Below are 22,023 nucleotides of genomic sequence, written 5' to 3'. Positions count from 1 at the left end.
GACAACAGATCGGCGAGCCATCGAAGACAACGAACGTTGTGACAGGTGCAAGGAATCTCAATCATGAAAACTCAAGATGTGTGGTGCAAATCGGCAATCGCTCTGGCATTGATTCTCTCCCTCGGCCTCGCCGGCTGCAGCAGCGGCGGTGGCGGCCATCACAGCAGCTCCGGCAGTTCTGCGGCGGACGGCACCGCTGGCACTGGCGGCACCTCGGGTACTGGCGGTACGGGCGGCAGCGGTGATACTGCAGGCACAGGCGGAACCGGCGGGACCGGGAACACAGGTGGTACTGGCGGAACCGGTGGCACCGATCCGACCAATCCAACCAACCCGACAGACCCAACGGATCCGACCAACCCGACCAATCCGACCACCACACCGCTGGTAACCACCACCCTGGTGCAGGATGTCGGTAAGACCGTCGCGGGTGTCGGCGATGGCGTTGGCCAGATCGGCGACTCGCTGAGCACCGTACCGGTGGTCGGTGGTGTGGTGCAGAGTGCGGCCAACACCGCAGGCAATGTTGTCAGCACCTTGGGTGATGGCGTCGCCAATGGCGTAGGCAAACTGGCCACCGACCCTAATGGCCTGACCACCACCGTTGCCTCGGTTGGCGGTGTAGTGACGGATGTTGGCAACGGCGTCTCCGACCTCAGCGCCAAGCTGTCCACTGCGACGGGCAGCGTACCGGTGGTGGGCGGTGTGGTGACCAAAGTCGCGCCGCTGCTTGATGGTGTCGGCGAGAAAGTCACCATGCTCGGCAATACCCTCGACACCACGCTGACCAGCGGCCCGACCAGCCAATTGACGAACAAACTCGGCGGTAGTCTGGTGCCAGTGATTGCGATGGTTGAAAGCACCACGGACAAACTCGGCGCGACCACAGGTCTTGGCGATCCACTCAAAGGCGTGGTTGCGCAAGTCGGTGGTGCGGTGAACACACTGGGCGGCAATGTTACCGATGCGGGTAACGGCAACGCCTTGACCAATACGCTCGGTGGCGCCTTGAGCAATACCGGCACCGCAGTCGGCAAGGCCGGTGGTCTGGTGTCTAACGGCACTGGTTCGGGTACCGGTGGAGTGGGTGGCGGTTTGGGCGGTGGCCTCGGCGGCACCGGTTTGCTGCAAACCGTTGGCGGCGCCGTGGTCAACGTCGGCGCGGGCCTGAATGCCGGCAATACCAATGGCGTGGTCAGCGCAGGCGGCGTTACCGCTGTCGGTCTCGGTAATACCGTCGCTTCGCTCAACACCGTGCTTGGCGGTTCGGGCACTCCGATCACTGCTACGACTTCACCGCTGGCCACGGTTGGCGCCACATTGGGCGCAGGCCTGAACCCGGTCACCAGTGGCGTTACCAACGTGACTCAGCAACTCGGCGCCGCTACCGGTATCGGCTCACCTGTTGCAGGTCTCACCGGCCAGGTGGGCGGCGCGGTCAGCAGTATCGGCGGCAGTATTGCTGCGACCAACAACCCGGTCACCACCGCAGTCGGTGGTCTGGTCAGCAACGTCGGCGGCACCGTCGCCGCCGTCGGTGGCCTGGTTAACGGCGGTACCAGCGGGGGGACCACCAGTGGCGGTCTGGGCGGTGTACTCGGTGGTCTGACTGGCACCCTGGGAGGCAACAAACGCTAAATTGCACCTGGCCGATTCGACGGCCTCACCTACAGCGCCTACGCTTGGTTGAGGGCGGAAGATTCCCACGAGTCTTCCGCTTTTTTCTTAGGAGAATTCAGCCCAGTGCTGTGATCTGACCATGGAGTGTCCTATGCGCGTAATGGCATCCCTGCTGTTCCTCAGTCTCAGTTCCGCCGCCCTCGCCGACACCCTGCCCAGCTTTCTCAACAGCAACGAAACCATCCGCAATCTGCCGGTGCCGAACCTGCCGGCCGACGCCTATCGCCCAAGCGCCACGCCCGTGCAGGTGCCGGACGCTGGTGCCGCCGCTGCGCAACCGCTGTTGATGGACACCAAGATCAAACTGCAAACCGTGCAGATCGAAGGCGGCACCCTCTACCCGCTCAACGAACTCGCCGAAATCTATAAGCCCCTGATCGGCCGGCAAGCCACGCTCGCCGAGCTGATCGAAGCCACGCGCAACATCACCCGACGCTATCAGCAGGACGGTTACCTGCTGTCCTACGCGTTCTTGCCGCAGCAAAATTTCAATGACGGCGTAGCGCGCGTGGTGCTGGTGGAAGGCTACGTCCGCGATATCCAGATCCAGGGCGATGTCGGCCGGGTCAAAGCGCTGCTCGACAAACTGGCGGCGAAGATTCAGGCCGAGCGGCCGCTGACCCGCAAGACGTTCGAGCGCTACACCACGCTAATGACGCGCATTCCCGGGGTGACGATCCAGGCCCAGGTGCCACCGCCCGGCACCACCGACGGCGCCACAACGCTGGTGGCCCAAGCCAGTCGCAAACCCTTCACCAGCACGCTGAGCACCACCGAAGACAACCGCAACGGCACCCAGGCCCTGCTCGGTGTCAGCAGCAATTCGCAAACCGCGATGGGCGAGCAACTGACCCTCAGCGGCCTGTTTCCACCGGGTGACGATCACGAACATTACTACCGGCTCGACTACAACCAGTTCCTCAATGACGAGGGCGCACAACTGGCGCTGTCGGCTTCACGCTACCGTGCTGACCCCGGCACCAATGTCCTGCTCGACAATGGCCTGCAACTCAAACCGCACCGCGAAAACGACCGCTACTCGATCGGTTTCACCCTGCCGCTGATTGCCGCTTCCAACGAACTGCTGACGGCCGGTTCAAGGCTTTACGCGGTCAACGACAAGACCCGCTACAAGGTGATCGGCTTCCCGCTGAGTGTCGAAGAACGCACCGACATCCGCGCCCTCGCCTTCGAGAGCGACTGGCGCAAGGCCGATGCCCGCCAGTTGCGGATCCTCAGCGGCGGCGTGTACCAGGGCCTCGACAGCATGGGCGCGAAAACCAACAACAACGCCATCGACCTCGACTTCTTTCGCCTGCGCCTGTCTGGCGTACAGAGCGACAAGTTCCTCGACAACTGGCAAGGGGTGCTGTCGGCCGCGTTGTACTGGAGCGACGACACCCTGCCCGACAGCGAACGCGCGGTGTTCGGCGGGCAGAACTTCGGTCGTGGTTATCCCGACGATCAAGCGTCCGGCGACAAGGGCTGGGGCGTGGCGTACGAGGTCAACTACAGCTTCAACCGCGACGGCAACTGGGTGCGCATCCTGCAACCGTATGTCGTGCTCGATCGCTCGCGCAGCTGGTTCAACGAATTGCCGGTAAAGGCCAACAACCTGTCATCGGCGGCGATCGGGCTACGGTTTGGCGATGCCAAGTACTACAACATTGCGCTGGAAGCGGCGAAGGCGATGTCGGATGAAGCACTGGACACGTTCAATCGCCGGACGCGGTACAGCATTAGTTTCAGTTATCAGTTGTAGGGCCGGGAAGATCCAGCCTTGAGTCAAAACCAAAGTGGGAGCGAGCCTGCTCGCGAATGCGCTGGGTCAGCCAACAAATCTGTCGACTGACCACCGTCTTCGCGAGCAGGCTCGCTCCCACAGTTGTTTTGTGGACAGACTTAAATCTGCGCCTCCCACAATTTGTGCGGTAAAAAGCTGTGTTTGATCGACGTCCTCAATGACCATTCGTCGGCACCTGTCAGATCTGACAGGTGACGCCCGCAACGATTTCACGTTTGATTGCCCTGTCGCCTTACACCCCACGTTTCAGCGCTCAGGAGCATTCCCATGGATAGCCAAAGCCTTCCCGAAGACCCGCAATCGGTTCTCAGGCCGCCCATCTTGCCTGGCTGGAAAACACCGGTCGTTGACTATGACGGAGGCCTCGGCGTGTCAGCGGTCCTGGGCGGTTTGAACTTCGTGATCAATCCTTGGCTGACCATGAACCCAGACGATGAACTAAAGGTGTTTGCCGGCAACGACACCGCGCCGGTATGGAGTAAAACGATCAAGCCTGACGAAAAAAATCAACCCGTGCGCGGAGTCATAGAACCCGGCTACATCCTGCGCGGTGATCTGGCACCCCTGTTTTACACGGTCAAACGCGTCAATCAGCAGACCCCGGAAGAATCGACACCACGGCAGAGACTTCTGGTCAAACTCGATCGCCCCGGCGGCTTCGATGACGACTATGCAGAAGAGGGCCACTCGCATCTGCGTTACTCGATTCCGCAAACCATCATCGACAACGGTGTCGGCCCCGGAGAAGCAAAAGCAGGGGTGCCCATCACCATTCCCGCGTATCCGTTCATGCGCCGTCACGACCAAGTCATCTATGTATGGGGACACATACGCAAGTCCATCAAAGTCAGCCCCGATCAAGCCGAAAAGCCGGACGACCATCCGCTGATTATAACTATCGACGAAGAGACCATCGTGTTGGTCGGCGATGGCAACAAGATCCCGTTTTATTATCAGGTCGTCGACGAGGTCGGTAATTATCCGGACGAACGCTCGCCGTGGTCAGCCACCACGTACCTGACAGTGGATTTGAAACAGCAGCGCCTCAAAGCGCCTATCGTCATCGAAGCCGACCCCGTCAGCGATGTCATTGATCTGGAGGATCTGGGCGAAAACGATGTAACGGTGCTGGTCAACACTGGCGACTTCAACGCCAACGACATCATCGCCCTGACCTGGACCGGCACCCCGGCCGAAGGGCCTCAAGTGATCCATGGGCCGATCGAGTTGCCGGTGGTGCGAGTCGGCATCGCCATTACGTTTGATATACCCAATGCCAAGGTCAAAGCCATTGCCAAGGGCCGGGCGCTGGTGTCGTACGTGCTGAACCCCGCCACGGATAAAAAACAGTCATTGAATGCCAGCGTAAGAGTCGAGGGCGACATCAGCCGCCTGCTGCCACCGAACATCCTCGAAGCCGCTGGCGGTCATCTGCCCGTCGACTCGAAGCCGGCCACCGTATCCGTGCCTTATTACGTCGGGCGCAACACCGGCGACCTGATTAGCGTTCATTGCGAAGGCAAGCGCGCCGAAGGCGGTTCAACCTATTACCCGATCCGCATCATTGTCTCGGATGAGCCGGAAGGCGTTGCGATCGAACGCAGCGTGCCGGCCAGTGAAATATCACCGCTGGACGGTGGCACGCTGAAGGTCTACTACACGGTGGCCAACGATGATGTCGTGCTCAACAGCGTGCGCGAATCGTTGCCGCTTGACCTCAGCGTCGGCCAGGCTCAGGCCGACCTGCCCAAGCCCGACGTCACCCAGGCCGACGACAACGATGTGCTGCTGCCGGAAAACGCGCCGACCGGCGCCGACATCATCGCGCCGTTTACCGAAACCCTAGACAAGGACATCGTCGGCCTGCGCTGGATCGGTTCGATCAGCGGCGCGCACCCAACGTATGAAATTCCGCTGAACACGCACACCGCCGGCCACCCCGTGCCTTTCAATGTGAAACCGTCCTACATCAGCGCCAACCGCAATGGCACGGTGGACGTCAGCTATTACCTCATACGCACGCAAGTACCGACACGCGGGTCCTTGGTGCGAACACTGAGCATCGGCGTCGCGAAGCCAAAATGGAACGCCCCGAAAGTGCTCCAGGCCCCTGACGGGCAACTTGATCCCAACACCCATCAAAACGGTTTCACCGTACAGGTCGATACCACCGGCATGGCGGACGGTGACGGCATCGACCTGATCGTCGACGGCCGTCCCGGCGAAGGCTCGACCCGACCGGAGCGGCGGTATGTTTCGGGTCAGGCACAGATCGACTTTACGATTGACGCGCTGATCACCGGCGCCAATATCGGACGTGAAGTGGGTATTGGTTATGAAGTGGTAAGAGGCACGGGGCCGCAGCCTTCGGAGACGTTGACTTTGCAGGTTGGTGAGTTGTTTGAGAGGAACTTGCCGACGCCGGTATTGGAAGGATTTGACGGAGACGTGCTTAATCTCAACAACATTAAAGACAACACGCAATTGCAATGCAGCAAGTGGCCTTTTCAATTGAATGGTGGGCCTGTTTGGTTGAGCTTGACCGAACATTTTGAAACTGGAGGTTCACGACCAATTAATCTATTGGTAGGAGAGCCGCATAACCAGAGCGATGGACTGGCCTTAGTTGCACCGGTGCAGTGGTTGCGTGAGTGCCGTGAAGGGTCGACTGCAACCATTGAACTTAAGACTGGATTGTTCCGGGCATCTACAGCGACTGATGCAGTTCTTTTCCCGGTGAGAGAATATACAGCAGAGAGGCTTTTAGATGACTTGACGACTTTTGAGGGTGGTGATTTGAATGGATGGAGTACAATACCTGGAAGCTATATTAAAATACTTCAAGCGAACGGAAACACCTTCATTGAGGGCAACACAAACATCGAAATCATAAAGAACTATAAAAATTTTAGTTCCCATAGAAAATTTGAGCTAACCTTTGACTATTACCTTACGACTACAGCCCAACTATCCATATTATGTTTCGGACAAAGAGCCGTTACCACACTTTCCAACTTATACACATGGACAAGTTACAAGTTTGAATACGAATTCACTCCAACCAGCACAACTGTAGAAATTTATCTATCAAATTCCTCACCTAAAATGGACAACATTCGAATCAGACAATCCATCTAAACTTGGACGTTAATAGGCCGACGGACCATCAATTCGGGACCGAAAAATGGTTTCATTGTCTTAAATCTAGAAATTGTGGGCAGTTGCCTGCAAGCTGTAGTGCCGTGATTTTTTATTAATCTCCTGATGCATTAAACATATTTGTTTAACTCTATGTCGAGTTACACCTGAAAGGCTACAAACCCTTGCGCCATTGCCTACGGCTACGCCAGAATCCGCCGGCTTGTACACCTTGGTCTCGGAGGGTAACTTGAGCCCATCACTGCTGATCAGTGATCGGGTTTAGCAGCCCGTCGAGCTGAGCCGTACAAGTCTCTGTCAATCAGGTTTTTTTCAACCTGTACTTGATGGTGGCTGTGCGCAGGGCACCTTCGGGTGCGCCGATTGCTTGGCTCATCGGTCTGCTAACCTGCGTACAGCTGCCACCCTTTCGTTTAGCAGCGTAATGGTTGCAGCCTCACTCCTTAGCGAGGTTAGAGCCAATGAAAAAGATTACCCCCGATCCACCCAAACCCGATCCCCTTCATCAAGACCCCGCCCTCGAAGCGCAAAAGCTTAAGGAAGCGGTCGACAAAGCCCTCGACTTCTACCTCTGCCCCGGGCTGAAACAAGTCCCCACTGCGTCACGCAAACCCAGCACCATTTTCCTCGTCGCCCCCTCGGTGGATAACGAAACCCTGCTGGTGCACGCCTGCGAATCTCTCGCCTCGGCGAGCATCATGGCCAGCGATCTGGCCGGATTCATCGATGGCCCGCAGCGCAACTCACTGCTGGGGATTCAGCAAGTGATCATGCTCGGCGAACTGGCAGTCAACCGAGTCCTGGACAACCTCGTCCCGCCTGCCTGAAACACAAAAAAATGTGGGAGCGAGCCTGCTCGCGAAAGCGCTGGATCAGCCAACAAACTTGTCGACTGACACACCGTCTTCGCGAGCAGGCTCGCTCCCACAGGTTTTACGTGATGCGGATCAGAACGCGTAACGCACCTTCGCGGTAAAGCCGTCGGCATTGAAACCGCTGGCCGTTACGTAGTTGTACGAACCGCCGACACTCCACGCGCCCATCCGGTAGTTGGCGCCCAGGCCCAGTTCATAGCTGTCGCGCACAGGTGTGGTGCCACGGCTGGTGAATGAATCGCCGCCGAGTACGAACGATGAGGAGGTCGCAACCTTGTCGCCAATCACGTCATGCCAGGCCATGACTTTCGCCTCAGGCTCCAGACTGCCGGTGCCGAGCGCAAAATCGGCGGCCAGGCGCGCACCGAAGCCCACCTCACCGACTTCGTAACGCTGGCTGCCGACATTCAGCGCTGCCGAACTGCCCTTCTCGCGATAAGAATCCATGCCGACGTTGGCGTAACGCGCACCGACCTGCGGCTCCAGCACCACACCCGGGGTCAGGCGCAGGGTATAACCGGCCAAGGCGCTAACGCCGAATACATCGCTGTCGTAATCGCCTTTGGCGCGGGTGCCGGCGATGTAGCGTTTGGATTCGTTTTGGTTCCAGCCGTACATCAGCGAAGTGTCGACAAACCAGTTGTCACGCGTCCAGTTGCTGTAAACCGTCAGCGCATGGCCGGTCACTTTGGTTTTGCTGCCGAGATCGGATTTCACATCGGTGCCGAGGTAGCTGTAAGCCAGACCGATCGATGTGTCGGCGGTCAACTGACCGTCGGCACCAACGGCAATCCCGTGGCTATCGGCGTCATAACCGGCGACACCGCGACGGGCATCCTGGTCGGCATTACTGCTGAGGGCTTGCAGCCAAACGCCTTTTTCCAGGCTGCCGGTGGCGGTGCGTGCACGATTGGCGCGGCCGTTGATCACGTCAGAAACCAGCGTCTGACTGTTGGTGGCGGCGTGCAGCACGCCACGGCTGACGTCCGGACTGAGTGTCTCGGCCAGCCGCGCCAGTTGCGTGTTGGTGCTGGCGTTGGCAAACGCCTGGAACACCGGATCCTGTTCACCAAGACGTGACATCAGCGAGGCCGACAGTCCGACCAGAGCAGAAGCAGCGTTTTGGCTGCCACCGGCATCGAAGGTATTTTGTGTTAACACATCTTGCGACTTGGTGCTGACCAGCGCCTTAACGTCGTTGCCCTCAACGCCATAGCTTTTGACTTCGAGCAATGCCGAGGTCGACTCGACCGTAAGGTTTTCGCCGCCGATCAGATTGCCAGAACGGATCAACGTGTAACGGTTGCCGCCAGCGGCGGTGCGAAAATCGCTGGAGCGTGCCTGCAATTGCAGGTGTCCGCCCGGCGCGATCTCGGTGGTGCCGGTGACCGTCAGAATCGCCCGATTGATGTCGGTGTCATTGCCGACCGACATCGCGATATTCGAGTCCGCTTCCTCCATGTCCAGATTGCCGATGATCGTGGTGTGAGGCTGCATCAAGGTCAACGTGGCCTCTTGAATGGCCACATAACCGGACTTGATCACCGAGCCATAGAAGTCGACCTCTCCATCGACCGACATCCCCGACAGCCCAAGCAAATCGCCTTTGACGTCACCGCCCCACCAATACAAATAACTCGTCCCATCGTCCACTTGAATGGCCGCCGTCGAGCCTTCGACCAAGCCTCCCGCCAAGGTGATATTGAATGAGCCTTGCGCCGCCGGTTGATTGCTCACATGGATGCCAATGCTCTCGCCGGAAATGGTGCCCCTGTTGAAAAGGCTCTCGGTGTTATTGCCAGGCTGGGGTACAAACGCCGCCCCGTTTAACGTCAAACCTTCCGCGCCACTGCCAGTGGCCTTGATCGTCGAGGTGTTGAAGATCGGCATGGACTGCGAGGTGTTCTCCATGTAAATGCCACGGGCGTTGTTACCGCTGACGATGATGGAGCCACCGGCATCGTTGGTCACGCCGTAACCCATGGTCGTGCCGATCAGCGAAACCCCTGTGGCGTTATTGCCGGAGACGTTGATAGCGCCGTTGTTGATGAAGTTGCCGGTAATCGGCATGTCCTTAATGGCGATACCCGTCGAATCCCCATTGCTGGCCAGACCGTTAACCGCCACCGAGCCCTGGTTGGTGAAGTTCGAGTCCAGCTCTACCCAAGACACCCCCGCCGACTTGATGTCGATGCCGACACCGTGGGTGGCACCATCAATAGTGATCGCGGCCTTGTTGATGATTTCAGCATTGACCCTCGAACCGGAGAACTGCGCGGCGCTGGTCATGGCCGATGGCGAGCTCTCGACGACGTTTGCTACACCGACGAGGTTCAGGAAGTCATAGGTCTGATTGACGCTGACCAGAGGTCCGCTACCCAGATCGTAATTGAGGGTGACAGCCCCGGTAACCGGAGCGTTGACAGCGGAAGCCGCAACAGAAAGCGCCAGCAAAGAGCGGCGCAGACAAAAAGTATTCAAACGAGAGTCCCTTCGAAAACATGAAAAACAGTTTCAGCAGGGTTCACGTATTCATACAGGCATCCCTACCGGCCCGCCATGTGTCCTGGCTCGGGCGCGGGGAATCTACAGGAGCCATCATTTTGATACCACCAAAAAGTCAAAGAGATGGCGCCAAACTCTCAAGAACCCGACCAGCAGTCGAGCAGGCTCACTCCTACAGAAGAACAAAAGCAATGCACCAAACCCCGCATCACCTCTGACCTTCACCACTCAACAGGATGAGCGTTAGCTCGGCTGCAGCTTTTGATCTTGACTCACCGGCCGCGTCGGCAGGCTGAGTGGAGGGATTGATCCGGGGGTGGGAGCGTAGCGACCGTTTGGCGAAGCCAAACACAGCGAGAGGAGGTGCAGCGAAGCAAACCGTAGGCGCTGCCCCCGGATCGATCCCGGAGCGAAGGAACCCCGAGCCTCAGCGAGTGGGCCGAACGTTGCGGCAAGCCTTTTTGGGTACTTTTTCGGCGTCTGGAAAAAGTGCCTCGCCGTAAGGGCGAAACCGCCAGCTGCAACACCCAAAAAAACGGATATTCACCCAAAACACCCAAAGCACGGTCGGCCCAGAGGCCGCCGAGCTCAACCTCAGCCAACCTGAACCTTAGGCTTGGGAAACAAATTATCCAGAGTCTCCAACAACCTGACGTAATAAATCGGCTTGCGAAACAGATCCACCACCTGCAATCGCAACAGGTCACTGACATCTTCCATATCCGCATGCCCCGACATCACAATCACCGGCAAATGCTGCCGAGAAGTATGCTCACGCAAGCGCTTGATCAACGACATGCCGGACTCCTCCGGCATGCGCAAATCAGTGATCACCAACGCGATATCCGGATGGCGAGTCAGATGATGCAACGCCAGCTTCACCGACGTCGCCGTATGACAGACAAACCCCTCCCCCTCGAGCAACTCCGCCAGTTCCAGCAGCGCGTCCTCTTCATCGTCAACCAAAAGCAACTGTTGGCGCGGCAGCGAGGAAGCAGTCATGGGCAATCCCTGAAAACTGAAAGTGAACCCGAGTGTAGCCCGACATCAGCCGGGCATTGAGCTTCGTTCAACTCAGGGTGTCGCGGGTGGCGCCTGCACCGTCGATCCGCCCAACGCGACCAACAGATTATCGAACATGATTAACACTCGGCCACCCACAGGCGTAACGAACACAATGACCACCACAGCGACCATCGCCACCACAATCGCATACTCGATGGCCGATGCAGCGTCATCATCGGCCAGGAAACTGCGGGCACGAATCATCAGATATTCAAAAAGCATCGCAGTTCTCCTCCGTCATCAGGGTCGGGTCACGGTTTGGCCGCCAAGTCCGGTCAAGATGCTGTTGAAGTAGAACAACACCCGATTACCGAGGGGGGTCACAAATGCCACAACCACAACGGCCACCATCGCCACCACGATCGCGTACTCGATAGCCGATGCCGCCTCCTCGTTTCTGAACAACAGACGCACTCTGGCCATCAAGTAATCAACAATCATCTGGAACATACGTCCACTCCTTCGCGCCTCTGGCGCCGATGTCGCACTACAGCGGCAAGGTTCCACCGTGCCATTTGAGCATTGTCAACAAACCCCCACCCAACAACTGTAAGAACGGATTAACCGGAAAGTATTAATCCAATCGTGTTTTTGCCATCGGCTGCTGTTAATTGGCCAAGACTCATACTTTCGTGAGTTATTTTCCTGTCAGTAATGGCGTTTTGGCTTGGATCAGCTAGCGTGGAAATAGCGAAATAGTTGCATGTTCATAGCTGCCGGATTGGGAACTTCTCTCGTTAGCAATAGCAGTGGGTAGTGCAGCAGGAAAGGGAGAGCCGTCATGAACAGTCGCGTCACCATGGGCCTTGCAGCCATCCTGTTATTGGGAGCCATTTTTGTCGGTTACTGGGGACTGGTACTCAGTCGTCAACCAGCGCCCGTCGCCGTCGCCCCCGTCGCCCCAACTGTCACTGTTGAAAAAACTGTCGCGATCGCCGAAGACCAGACCCGCCAACCCGTGGTGGTGCTGCTGCACGATGTGCCACCCTTCACTGCGCTGACCGCCGCCGATGTAGCGGTGGAAAAACTGCGCAGTGCACCGGCGGGCAGCTTGAGCACTGTCGATCAGGCCATTGGCCGCACACCTTGGCGGCACCTCAGCGCCGGCACCTGGCTGAACGATGAAAGCTTCACCGCCGGCGGTTCACTGGCACGCATGATTCACAGTGACGAACGCGCGCTCACCGTGGCTGTTGACGAAGTGATCGGTGCCGCCGGGCAACTGATTCCCGGCGATTACGTCGATGTCTTGCTCTACTTGCGCCAGGATTCCAGCAACCTCGAACAGTCGGCGCAGATCGTTTTGCCGGCCATGCGCGTGCTTGGGGTGGGTGACCAGTACGGCCTGACCAACGACGGTCAACCGGCCTCGCCGGCCCTGAGTGCAGACGAAAAACTCAAACAGGATCAACGCCGCGTCGCCGCGCGCACCGTGGTGCTGGCGGTGCCGGAGCAACTGCTCAGTCGCCTGATGCTCGCCACCCAGGCCGGCACCTTGCGCCTGGCCGTACGCAGCAGTGAAGAGCAGCGCCTGGCCAAATACTGGGCCGGCGAAAACCAGTCCACGGCCCATCTCGACACCGCCAACCGACAACTCTTCCAGTTCAACCAACTGGCCATGGGCACCGCACCGAAAGCACCGTCCAGTGGTGGTTCCGGTGGCGCCGCACGGCCTGCCGTGGAAATCATTCGCGGCAACCAGATCACCCAACAAAACCCATGACTGCGCAAGGATCCAAGGGCATGCAGAGTCGTTTCAGGCCGACATTCAAACCCATGCTGCGCGCCCTGTTACTGATGGGCCTGTCGATGGACGCTGCGTTCGCGGCAGTCGGCAATTGTTCGGCACTGGGGCGCATGCCGCCAGTGATCGAAATCGGCGAAGGGTTTCAGCAGGACGTGCAGTCCCCCGTGGCGATCACGCGTCTGGCCATCGGCGACCCGAAAATTGCCGACGTCCACGCCAACGGCAGTTCGTCCTTTCTGCTCACCGGCGTTGCACCCGGCGCCACCAGCCTGATGGTCTGGACGTCGTGTTCGAGCGAGCCGCGCCAGAGCATGGTCTTTGTTCAGGGCGCCGCCACTGCCGCGCTGAACAGCAGTCTGCCGTCGGATGATCCGAACCTGCCGTCGCAAGTGCAGACCGACATTCGTTTCGTCGAAGTCAGCCGCACCAAACTCAAGGAAGCCACCGCCTCACTGATCGGTACGCGCGGCAATTTCCTCTTCGGTTCGCCCGGCACCCTGCCGCCGATTGACGGGGTGCCGCAGCCCCGCCTGCCGGTGGACAACTCGCTGTTCAACTTCTCGTGGATCGGTGGCAAGACCATGGCAATCATCAATGCCCTGGAAACCAGCGGCTTCGCCTACACCCTCGCGCGGCCAAGTCTGGTGGCGTTGAACGGGCAGAGTGCAAGCTTTCTGGCCGGCGGTGAAATTCCGATTCCGGTGCCCAGTTCCGGCAGCGACAGCGTGTCGATCGAGTACAAGGAATTCGGCATCCGCCTGACCCTGACGCCGACCATCATCGGTCGCGACCGCATCGCGTTGAAGGTCGCCCCGGAAGTCAGCGAACTGGACTTCAGTAACGCGGTGCAGATCGCTGGCACCACCGTGCCCGCCTTGACCATCCGCCGCACCGACACCAGCGTGTCGCTGGGCGATGGCGAGAGTTTCGTCATCAGCGGCTTGATCAGCACCACCAATAGCTCGCAAGTGAACAAGTTTCCCGGCCTCGGTGACATCCCGGTGCTCGGCGCATTTTTCAAAGGCTCGCAGATCAAGCGCGAAGAGCGCGAACTGCTGATGATCGTCACCCCGCATCTGGTGCAGCCATTGGCCGCCGATGCCCAGTTGCCGTCGTTACCCGGGGAAAAACTGCGCAATTACGACCCGAATTTCTACCGCATGTTCTTCTTGGAAAACGGCAATTTCGACAAGCGCAGCGGGTTATCGCAATGAGCCAGAACCTGAGCCAGACCTTTCTCGCCATCACCCGCAACAGCACCGATCTGGAGTGGCTGCAGGGCGCACTCGCGCCGCTCGGCCAAGTGGTCAGCGCCGGTGGCGGCAGCCTGGATGAGCTGCTGGCGCTGGTCGACGTCACCTTTGCCAGCCTGGTGTTCGTCGGCCTGGATCGCGAACACGTGGTCGCCCAGAGCGCGTTGATCGAAGGCGCGCTGGAAGCCAAACCGATGCTGGCAATCGTGGCCCTCGGCGACGGCATGGACAATCAGCTGGTGCTCAATGCGATGCGTGCCGGGGCCAGGGATTTTGTCGCCTACGGTTCGCGCTCCAGTGAAGTCGCCGGGCTGGTGCGGCGCTTGAGTAAACGCCTGCCGCCCGTGGCACCGAATACGCAACTGGGCGGCCTTACGGTCATGTATGGCGTGCAGAGCAGTTCCGATGGCGCGCTGTTGGCCAACCATATGGCCCTGGTGGTGCAAAAGAGCGGTCAGCAAACCTTGCTGCTCGATCTCGGTCTGCCGCGCGGTGACAGCCTCGCCCTGCTCGGGCTGGAAAGTTCGTTTCACTTTGGCGATGCCCTGCGTCACTTGCGCCGGCTCGACGCCACGCTGATCGACAGCGCCTTCACCAGCGCCGAAGCCGGCCTGCGCATTCTCGCCTACGCCAGCAACGACGAGCCGCTGGAAAACACCAGCGCCGCCGAGCTGTACATGTTGCTCAGCGCCTTGCGCCAGCACTTCCAGCACATCGTCGTGAACCTCACCGGGCAGACCGACAGTGAAGCCTTGCGCACCTTTGTCAGCCACTGCGACAAGTTGCTCTGGTACACCGACCAGAACGTGCTCAACTGCCGGCGCAACCTCGCCGTGCTCAATCTGTGGCGGGAAAAAGGCATGAAGCTCGACCACGGGCGGCTGCTGATCGACCGCTACCTGAGCAACGTTGCGCCCAATTCGGAAACCCTCGGCAAGACCTTCAATCTGGAAGTGATCGCCACGCTGGCCCTCACTCCAGAAGTGCGCCTGAACGCAAAAAACCAGGGCGTCAGCCTGTTCGAACTGGCCCCGCGCGAAAAGCTTACCCAGAGCCTGCGCACCCTCGGTGAGCGCCTGGCCAAACGTTCCGAGGGTCTGGCCAAGCCCAAAGTCACCTGGTTCGACCGCTTGCGAGGCACCTCATGAGCGCAGAAAAACTCTTCGGCGCTGCGCCCCGCAGCAGCGGCGGCAACAGCGATCACGAAGGCCTGAAACTGGTCCTGCATCGGTACATCATCGACGCCCTCGAAGAGTCGGGCAAAAACCTGCTGGAAGGTTCTCGTCAGCAACTCGCACAGTTCGTCACCGACAAGGTCGCCGAGTACATCGCCCGTTTGCATCTGGCGATTTCCCGCTACGAGATGGAGCGGCTGGCCGAAGAGATCGTCGACGAACTCACCGGTTTCGGTCCGCTGGAGGTGTTGCTGCGCGATCATTCGGTGACCGAGATTCTGGTCAACGGCCCGCATCGGGTATTCATCGAACGCGACGGTGTGCTGCACCAGAGTGACCTGCGGTTTATCGATGCGCATCACGTCGAACGCGTGATGCAGCGCATCCTTGCACCGCTCGGACGGCGCCTCGACGAGTCCTCACCGATGGTCGACGCACGCCTGCCCGATGGCAGCCGGGTCAATGCGATCATTCCGCCGATTGCCCTCGACGGCCCCTGCCTGTCGATCCGCAAATTCCGCAAGGACATGCTTAAAAGCAGCGACCTGATCGCCATGCAAACCGTCGACCTGTCGATCTTCGAGTTTTTCCAGGATGCCGTCGGCAAGCGCTGCAACATCCTGATCAGCGGCGGCACCGGCACCGGCAAGACCACGCTGCTGAATATTCTCAGCCAGTTGATCAACCCGCACGAACGTCTGGTGACCATCGAAGACGTCGCCGAATTGCAGCTCGGCCACCCCCACGTGGTGCGCCTGGAAACCCGTCCGCCGAATGCCGAAGGCCACGGTGAAGTGAAGGCCAGCGACCTGATCCGCAATGCCCTGCGGATGCGCCCCGACCGGATCATCCTCGGCGAGATCCGCGGTGTCGAAGTGGTCGACGTACTCACGGCGATGAACACCGGCCACGACGGTTCGATGAGCACCGTGCACGCCAACAACGCCCAGGATGCCCTGCTACGCCTGGAAACACTGGTCGGCCTGACCGGCCGTTCCATCGCCGAACGCACCCTGCGCCAGATGATCTGCGCGGCCCTCGACGTGATTATCCAGTTGACGCGCATGCCCGACGGGCGCCGCTGTGTCAGCGAGGTCGTGGAAGTGGTCGGCATTCGCGAAGACGTTTACGTCACCAATACTCTGTTCCGCCTCGACCGCCGCAGCGGTTTCGGTTTCCTGCGCGAAGCCGTCAATCCGGCCGGCGACAAGCTGCGCCACGAGACACATCTGGGCTGACGGCAAGGAGCATCGAGCATGCTGGGAGCGATCATTCTCATTGTTATCTGCCTGACGCTGCTGGGGCTGTCGATTCGCCTGTTTTTGCAGGGTCTGCGCAAGACCGCCACGGAAAAAGTGCTCAACCGTCTCGCCGCCGGACAACCGCAACTGGCGCCGGAAAAACCTGTGTGGGTCGGACTGGAGCGGATGTTTCTGCGTGCCGGACTGGGCCGCCCGACCGAGCGTTTCGGCCTGTGGCTGAGTCTGTGGGCGCTGGCGATAGCGCTGGGGTATTTTCTTGCCGACTGGATCGGCCTGCTACTGATGATCGTCATACCGCCACTGCTGTTGCGGCTATACATCGCCATTCTTTACCAACGCCGGATCAAACGCATGATCGAGCAACTGCCGCAGTTGCTTGATCACACCGTGCGTAGCCTGAAGTCCGGGCGCACCCTGAGTGACGCGGTCATGGGCGGCATTGAGGCCAGCGAAGATCCGTTGAAAACAGCCATGGGCCGGGTCCAGCGCAACGTGCAATTGGGGGTGAACCTGCCCGATGCGGTCAGTGATTTTGCCGAGCTGTATGAACAGGATGAACTGCGCATGTTCGCCCTCGGCCTGAAGGTCAATCATCGCTACGGCGGCAACGCCAGCGAGCTGCTGGAGAATCTGATCAAACTGATCCGCGAACGCGACCAGGGCGCCCGCCAACTGCGCGCCCTCACCGGCGAAACGCGCATGACCGCGTGGGTGCTCGGCTCATTGCCGCTGCTGCTGGTGAGTTACTTCATGCTGACCAACCCCGGCTACATGCTGGGGATGTGGAACGACGCCAGTGGTCAGCACATGTTGATCAGCGCCGCCGTGCTGCAAGTGGTCGGCAGCCTGGCGCTGTGGCGCATGTTGAGGAGCGTCTGACATGGTCTGGCTCGCGGCACTGATGTTGCTGCTCGGCGCCTTGATGCTGGTGATCAATCACCTGCTGATGGAGCGGCGCCGGGTGCGTCAGATCAATCAGCGCCTGCAAGGACAACTGGTACGCGAGAACCGCTTCGGCAGCTGGTTGCGCGCGCTCGGCAGCAGCAAGTTCGGTCAGCGCTCGGTGAGCATCGACAGCGAAACCCAGACCCTGCTCAACCGCATCGGCTGGCGCCGCGCCAACGAACGGGCGCTGTATGCGGCATGCCAGGTGGGTACGCCGTTATTGACGCTGGGCCTGGCGATCTTTCTGCAAGAAGTGTTCTTCCCCCAGGCCGACAACCGCTGGCTGGTGCCAATGCTCGCCACCGGTGGCGGTTACCTGCTGCCCAAACGCCTGCTGGCCTACGCCGCAGCACGGCGGCAGAAAACCATCTCAGTGGAGGTTTCGACGTTTATTCCGCTGCTGCGCATCCTCTTCGAATCCGGCATGGCAGTGGAACAAGCCCTGCGTGTACTCAGCATCGAAGCGCAAAAACTGCTGCCGGAACTGACCAGCGAACTGCGTCTGATCCTGACCCGTGTCGACTCTGGCCTGGAACTCGGCCAGGAGTTGAACAAAGCGGCGGTGATGCTTGCCGTGGACGAATTCAGCGACACCTGCGTAATCCTCCAGCAACTGATTCAACAGGGCGGCGGCGCGATGAAATCGCTGCTGGCGCTCAAGCAACTGCTGGATGACCGGCGCCTGACGCGCTTGCAGGAGTACATCTCGAAAATGTCGGCGAAGATGTCTGTAGTGATGATGCTGTTTCTGTTTCCGGCACTGCTGATCGTCCTCGCTGGCCCCGGTTTCACCGCGATAGCCCGGGCGTTCGCAAACTGACCTTGCTCATGGAGAGCGTTTGATGAAAGTACTGATAGTCATGGCAAGTCTGTTGCTGCTCGGCGGTTGCGCCACCGACGGCCAGGCACCCTGGACAGCGCTGCTGGCACCGAGCAATTGCAGCAAGATGACCCAGGAGCAAGAGCTGGCCCTGAACCTCGCGGACGATCTGGCCAACGACGGCAAACTGCACGCCAGCCTGGCTAACCTGCAAAGCCTGCCGGACAACATCAGCGAAGTGCGCCTGCGCAAAGCCAAGGTCTATCGTCTGCTCGGCCGTAGCGAAGCCGAGCCGCTGTACCGCGGCCTGCTCGGCGGCTGCCTGACCGCCGAAGCCGAACACGGCCTCGGTCAGCTCTACGCTGCTCGCGGCGACAACGGCCAAGCCCAGGCCCACCTGCAACGCGCCGCGCGCCTGGCCCCCACCGACGAAAAAATCCGCAACGACCTGGGCGTGGTCTACCTCAACCAACTGCGCCTCAACGACGCCCGTTTCGAGTTCCTCACCGCCATCGAACTCAAGCAGAACAACCAACTGGCAACCCTGAATATGGTCACCCTGCTGCTGTACCAGAACGATTGGCCACAGGCCGCCGAAATCGTCAGCCGCGCCAAACTGACCCCGCAACAATTCACCGAAGCCCAGGAACGCGCAGAAAAACTCAAAGCCCCGGTCAAGGCCAAACCGGCCACGAGCAATCAAGTGGCCGCCGTCGCTGACCCGTTGCCGTCATCGCTCAAATAAGGAGACAGCCATGAACCCCTTCAAAGGCCTGTGCTACCTGACCCTGCTCAGCCTGCCCCTCAGCGCCGCCGCCATCGACGCCGGCCCCGCCTCGGCGCAACAACAGGAAACCGAAGGCTGGCTGGTCCTGCAAAGCCGCAACAAAGCCGCCTCCCCCAAACCCCAAACGGCGACTGCGACCGAACGGGATTTGGCAATGCAGCGCTGGCTGAAGAAGTACAAATATGAGATTCCGGATTTTTATGATCCGGATGCGGGAGGGAAGATCGAGAGCAAGAATTAGTGATGGGGTGACCTTGCGAGCGCTTTCGCGAGCAGGCTCGCTCCCACCTTTTGAAATGCACTCCACCTGTGGGAGATTCTATGTTGCCCAGCAACCCTAAAATCTCAGGCTAATCGGTATTCGCCCTGACTTTTCATCAGGGCGAATGCCACTCGACAGAGCTTGCGAGCAAGGGCCACCAACGCCTGTGTTTTCGAGAAGCCTCTGGCCAAGTAAGACTCGTAAAATGGTTTCCACTTGGCTGAGCGACTCGCCGCCATCGCGGCGTTGTACGTCAACCGACGGATCTCCGGATCTCCTTTTTTGGTCAGGAATCTCGGGCCATTCTTTTTACCCGAATCGTCTACCGTCAGATCCATACCCAGAAACGCGATGAAGGCATCGCTATTGGCAAAGTCACCGCGCATGTAGGTCGTTGCCAACCCGGTTGCAGTCAGCTCTCCGACGCCTTCGATCGCTTTGCAGCGGTCAATATTATCTTCGATACCCGCCTCTTTGCTGACCTTGCGCAGTAGTTTCTGAATGACCTGATCGGATCGCTCGAAGGCCTTTTGCTGGGCGGTACGTTCTTTTTTCAGCAAGGGTTCATCCGCCCAGCTCAACATTAGCCCCGTATGGTTCTGAATTAACGTCGCGCGCCTGTGCAGCAAGCTTTTCAGTACGGTATAGGCCTTGGGTGGCGGGTTCCAAAGCCGCAATTTGCTTTGCTCATTCGTCAAATAACGCGCGAGCACGCGTGCATCGCAGGGATCATTTTTGGCCCGTTGACCGACCCCGCGACGATAATGGCTAACTCGATAAGCATCTACGACATAGACCTGATGCCCCATCGTATGAGCCAGATCAACAGTCTCCAAGTGGTAGATGTTGGTGGCTTCGACAGCGATAGCGCTTCGCGCGGGCAAAGTTTTGAGCCAACGTTTGAGGGAGGCTCGATCATTTTTGACCGACTCAATTGTTTCCAGGTCAGCACGATAGACAACGACCTCGGCCTTGGCGATATCGATACCAACAACCGTCTGCGATGTAAGGATTGTCATGACGAATCCTCGGAGCTAGGGTTTAAGAGCTTGTTGGGGGCTACCGTTGCGCTGGCTTGTCTCTATCGTCGGTTTACCGATGAATTCCTTATCGGCGCTTTGGGTAGAAGGGGCGGGACGAGAAGTCTCCCACGGTCTGTACTGGTCAGAGTCAGAATCGAGTCTGTAGTCCCGCCCACCCCTTCAAGTCTAAACATACAAGCGAGCCTGCTCGCGAAGAACGATGACGCGGTGTGCCTGGCGGGTCAGGTCTGTGGGTCCACCCGATCCAGTGCCCGGTTTACCGCCAGCTCGGCCAGCATGATGATCTGCTGAATCGCCAGCGCGGTATTGCGCTCCGGCCGACCCAACTGATCGGCAAAGTTACCCGCCAGCGTATTGGCCGAAGCCAGGGATTCGCAGGCATGGGCGAGCAGGCTTTCGGTATCGATTTTCGGATGGATGAGAAACATCGTGCTCGGTTGGTGGGGTTTCGCGGGTTCGGGGCAGAGGTAGAAATCGAGGGCGCGTTTGATGGCCTCGCGGTTTTTGACGAGGTCGTCGGCGCGGATAGCTTCTTCGAGCGGGGTCGTGGGTTCGGTGGGTGGGTCGGGGATCAGTTTGTCCATAACAACTCCTACTTGGCTGAGGAGCCAACCTTTGTCGTTTCCACACGACAAAAGGTGGCAGCTGTACGCAGGGTGGAAAACCGATAAGTAGGCAACCGGCCAGACCGAAGCCTGCCCGCGCACAGCCGCCGCGACACAGTTTGCAGACGAAAGAAGACGCCGACAATGATTGCGGTAGCGATGCAACGCATCTACTTGAAATTCAGGTTTCCACACCCGGTCGCTGAATTGGCAGCGACAGCCAGAGACTAGAGAGCGCACGTCCGACGGACAACCTGAAAACAGCGTGGGAAGGTTCCGGTTATCTGCCACACATTTAAACAGCCAAAAGCCAACCCTCACCCTAGCCCTCCCGAAACGTCGGACCGCCCATAGGGAGAGGGCTGGGCGGGCGGCGTTTCCGATGAGGGGCGAATCCAACGCAAATCAGAAGCCGCCCCCCTGTGCTCTCCCACAGCTGAAATGCATTTCAAAATGTGGGAGCGAGCCTGCTCGCGAAGAACGATGACGCGGTGTGCCTGCCGGGTCAGGTCTGTGGGTCCACCCGATCCAGTGCCCGGTTTACCGCCAGCTCGGCCAGCATGATGATCTGCTGAATCGCCAGCGCGGTATTGCGCTCCGGCCGACCCAACTGATCGGCAAAGTTACCCGCCAGCGTATTGGCCGAAGCCAGGGATTCGCAGGCATGGGCGAGCAGGCTTTCGGTGTCGATTTTCGGGTGGATGAGGAACATCGTGGTGGGTTGGTGGGGTTTCGCCGGTTCGGGGCAGAGGTAGAAATCGAGGGCGCGTTTGATGGCCTCGCGGTTTTTGACGAGGTCGTCGGCGCGGATGGCTTCTTCGAGTGGGGTGATGGGTTCGTGGGGTGGGTCGGGGATCAGTTTGTCCATTGAAACAACTCCAAAGTCTTTGCCGTCACCCACTGCCATTCTCACGGGGCAAAAGGTGGCAGCTGTATGCGGGGTGAGAATACCGGTTATGGACACCCGGCCAGACCGAAGTCTGCCCGCACACAGCCGCCATGACACATTGCAGACAGCAGACAAGCTGGCGGCGAT

Annotated in this window: 19 protein-coding genes; 12 read left to right on the top strand and 7 right to left on the bottom strand. The window is 59.2% G+C overall.

Annotated features, from left to right (window positions below):
• Positions 1-63 precede the first annotated feature (63 nt).
• The 4 genes from HU754_RS04705 (at position 64) to HU754_RS04690 (ending at position 7,470) form a co-directional block, all read left to right on the top strand.
• On the top strand, positions 64-1,638 hold the full coding sequence (locus HU754_RS04705; RefSeq protein ID WP_186620897.1) for a collagen-like triple helix repeat-containing protein: 1,575 nt from the start codon (positions 64-66) through the stop codon (positions 1,636-1,638).
• Between the two features lie 133 nt (positions 1,639-1,771).
• The gene (locus tag HU754_RS04700) at positions 1,772-3,442 is read left to right on the top strand and encodes a ShlB/FhaC/HecB family hemolysin secretion/activation protein (protein WP_186620899.1); all 1,671 of its coding nucleotides are present in this window, start codon (positions 1,772-1,774) and stop codon (positions 3,440-3,442) included.
• 309 nt (positions 3,443-3,751) lie between these two features.
• A complete protein-coding gene (locus tag HU754_RS04695; RefSeq protein ID WP_186620901.1) occupies positions 3,752-6,622 on the top strand; it encodes a hypothetical protein in 2,871 nt (956 codons plus the stop codon).
• A 482-nt stretch (positions 6,623-7,104) separates the two neighbouring features.
• A complete protein-coding gene (locus HU754_RS04690) occupies positions 7,105-7,470 on the top strand; it encodes a DUF6124 family protein (RefSeq protein WP_186620903.1) in 366 nt (121 codons plus the stop codon).
• 120 nt (positions 7,471-7,590) lie between these two features.
• Here the strand turns inward: HU754_RS04690 and HU754_RS04685 are convergent, their stop codons facing one another.
• The 4 genes from HU754_RS04685 to HU754_RS04670 form a co-directional block, all read right to left on the bottom strand.
• A complete protein-coding gene (locus HU754_RS04685) occupies positions 7,591-9,999 on the bottom strand; it encodes an autotransporter family protein (protein ID WP_186620905.1) in 2,409 nt (802 codons plus the stop codon).
• A gap of 618 nt (positions 10,000-10,617) precedes the next feature.
• Positions 10,618-11,025 carry a response regulator gene (locus HU754_RS04680; protein ID WP_093430277.1) on the bottom strand — a complete coding sequence of 136 codons (408 nt, stop codon included), beginning with the start codon at positions 11,023-11,025 and terminating at the stop codon, positions 10,618-10,620.
• A 72-nt stretch (positions 11,026-11,097) separates the two neighbouring features.
• On the bottom strand, positions 11,098-11,310 hold the full coding sequence (locus HU754_RS04675) for a Flp family type IVb pilin (protein ID WP_186620907.1): 213 nt from the start codon (positions 11,308-11,310) through the stop codon (positions 11,098-11,100).
• Between the two features lie 18 nt (positions 11,311-11,328).
• Positions 11,329-11,538, bottom strand: a complete 210-nt coding sequence (locus HU754_RS04670; RefSeq protein ID WP_175559555.1) for a Flp family type IVb pilin — start codon at positions 11,536-11,538, stop codon at positions 11,329-11,331.
• A 331-nt stretch (positions 11,539-11,869) separates the two neighbouring features.
• Between HU754_RS04670 and cpaB the strand changes: the two genes are divergently transcribed.
• Genes cpaB through HU754_RS04630 form a run of 8 tightly spaced genes read left to right on the top strand, consistent with a single transcriptional unit; the run spans position 11,870 to position 19,318 of the window.
• On the top strand, positions 11,870-12,811 hold the full coding sequence (gene cpaB, locus HU754_RS04665) for a Flp pilus assembly protein CpaB (RefSeq protein WP_099757905.1): 942 nt from the start codon (positions 11,870-11,872) through the stop codon (positions 12,809-12,811).
• A 20-nt stretch (positions 12,812-12,831) separates the two neighbouring features.
• Positions 12,832-14,049 carry a type II and III secretion system protein family protein gene (locus HU754_RS04660; protein ID WP_186620909.1) on the top strand — a complete coding sequence of 406 codons (1,218 nt, stop codon included), beginning with the start codon at positions 12,832-12,834 and terminating at the stop codon, positions 14,047-14,049.
• On the top strand, positions 14,046-15,236 hold the full coding sequence (locus HU754_RS04655; protein WP_186620911.1) for a CpaE/TadZ family protein: 1,191 nt from the start codon (positions 14,046-14,048) through the stop codon (positions 15,234-15,236). The genes HU754_RS04660 and HU754_RS04655 overlap by 4 nt, the downstream gene beginning before the upstream one ends.
• Entirely contained in the window at positions 15,233-16,501 is a 1,269-nt protein-coding gene (locus HU754_RS04650) for a TadA family conjugal transfer-associated ATPase (protein ID WP_093430272.1), read from the top strand. Before HU754_RS04655 ends, HU754_RS04650 begins: the two co-directional genes overlap by 4 nt.
• Before the next feature lie 18 nt (positions 16,502-16,519).
• On the top strand, positions 16,520-17,404 hold the full coding sequence (locus HU754_RS04645) for a type II secretion system F family protein (protein ID WP_093430271.1): 885 nt from the start codon (positions 16,520-16,522) through the stop codon (positions 17,402-17,404).
• Between the two features lies 1 nt (position 17,405).
• Positions 17,406-18,290, top strand: coding sequence for a type II secretion system F family protein (locus HU754_RS04640; protein WP_186620913.1), 885 nt, complete (start codon positions 17,406-17,408; stop codon positions 18,288-18,290).
• A gap of 22 nt (positions 18,291-18,312) precedes the next feature.
• Positions 18,313-19,035, top strand: coding sequence for a tetratricopeptide repeat protein (locus HU754_RS04635; RefSeq protein ID WP_093430269.1), 723 nt, complete (start codon positions 18,313-18,315; stop codon positions 19,033-19,035).
• 10 nt (positions 19,036-19,045) lie between these two features.
• Positions 19,046-19,318: a DUF3613 domain-containing protein gene (locus HU754_RS04630; protein WP_093430268.1), complete on the top strand. Its 273-nt coding sequence runs from the start codon at positions 19,046-19,048 to the stop codon at positions 19,316-19,318.
• Between the two features lie 104 nt (positions 19,319-19,422).
• Here the strand turns inward: HU754_RS04630 and HU754_RS04625 are convergent, their stop codons facing one another.
• From HU754_RS04625 to HU754_RS04615, 3 genes are all read right to left on the bottom strand, one after another.
• Positions 19,423-20,358, bottom strand: a complete 936-nt coding sequence (locus tag HU754_RS04625) for an IS110 family transposase (protein WP_186620915.1) — start codon at positions 20,356-20,358, stop codon at positions 19,423-19,425.
• 245 nt (positions 20,359-20,603) lie between these two features.
• Positions 20,604-20,966: a DUF6124 family protein gene (locus tag HU754_RS04620; RefSeq protein WP_186620917.1), complete on the bottom strand. Its 363-nt coding sequence runs from the start codon at positions 20,964-20,966 to the stop codon at positions 20,604-20,606.
• A gap of 526 nt (positions 20,967-21,492) precedes the next feature.
• Positions 21,493-21,855: a DUF6124 family protein gene (locus tag HU754_RS04615; protein WP_137217628.1), complete on the bottom strand. Its 363-nt coding sequence runs from the start codon at positions 21,853-21,855 to the stop codon at positions 21,493-21,495.
• Between the last annotated feature and the right edge of the window lie 168 nt (positions 21,856-22,023).

Origin of the sequence: Pseudomonas zeae (assembly GCF_014268485.2) — a bacterium.
GTDB classification, from domain to species: Bacteria; Pseudomonadota; Gammaproteobacteria; order Pseudomonadales; family Pseudomonadaceae; genus Aquipseudomonas; species Aquipseudomonas neuropathica.
Note: the sequence above shows the minus strand (reverse complement) of the source record. Positions and strands in the feature narration are given on the sequence as shown.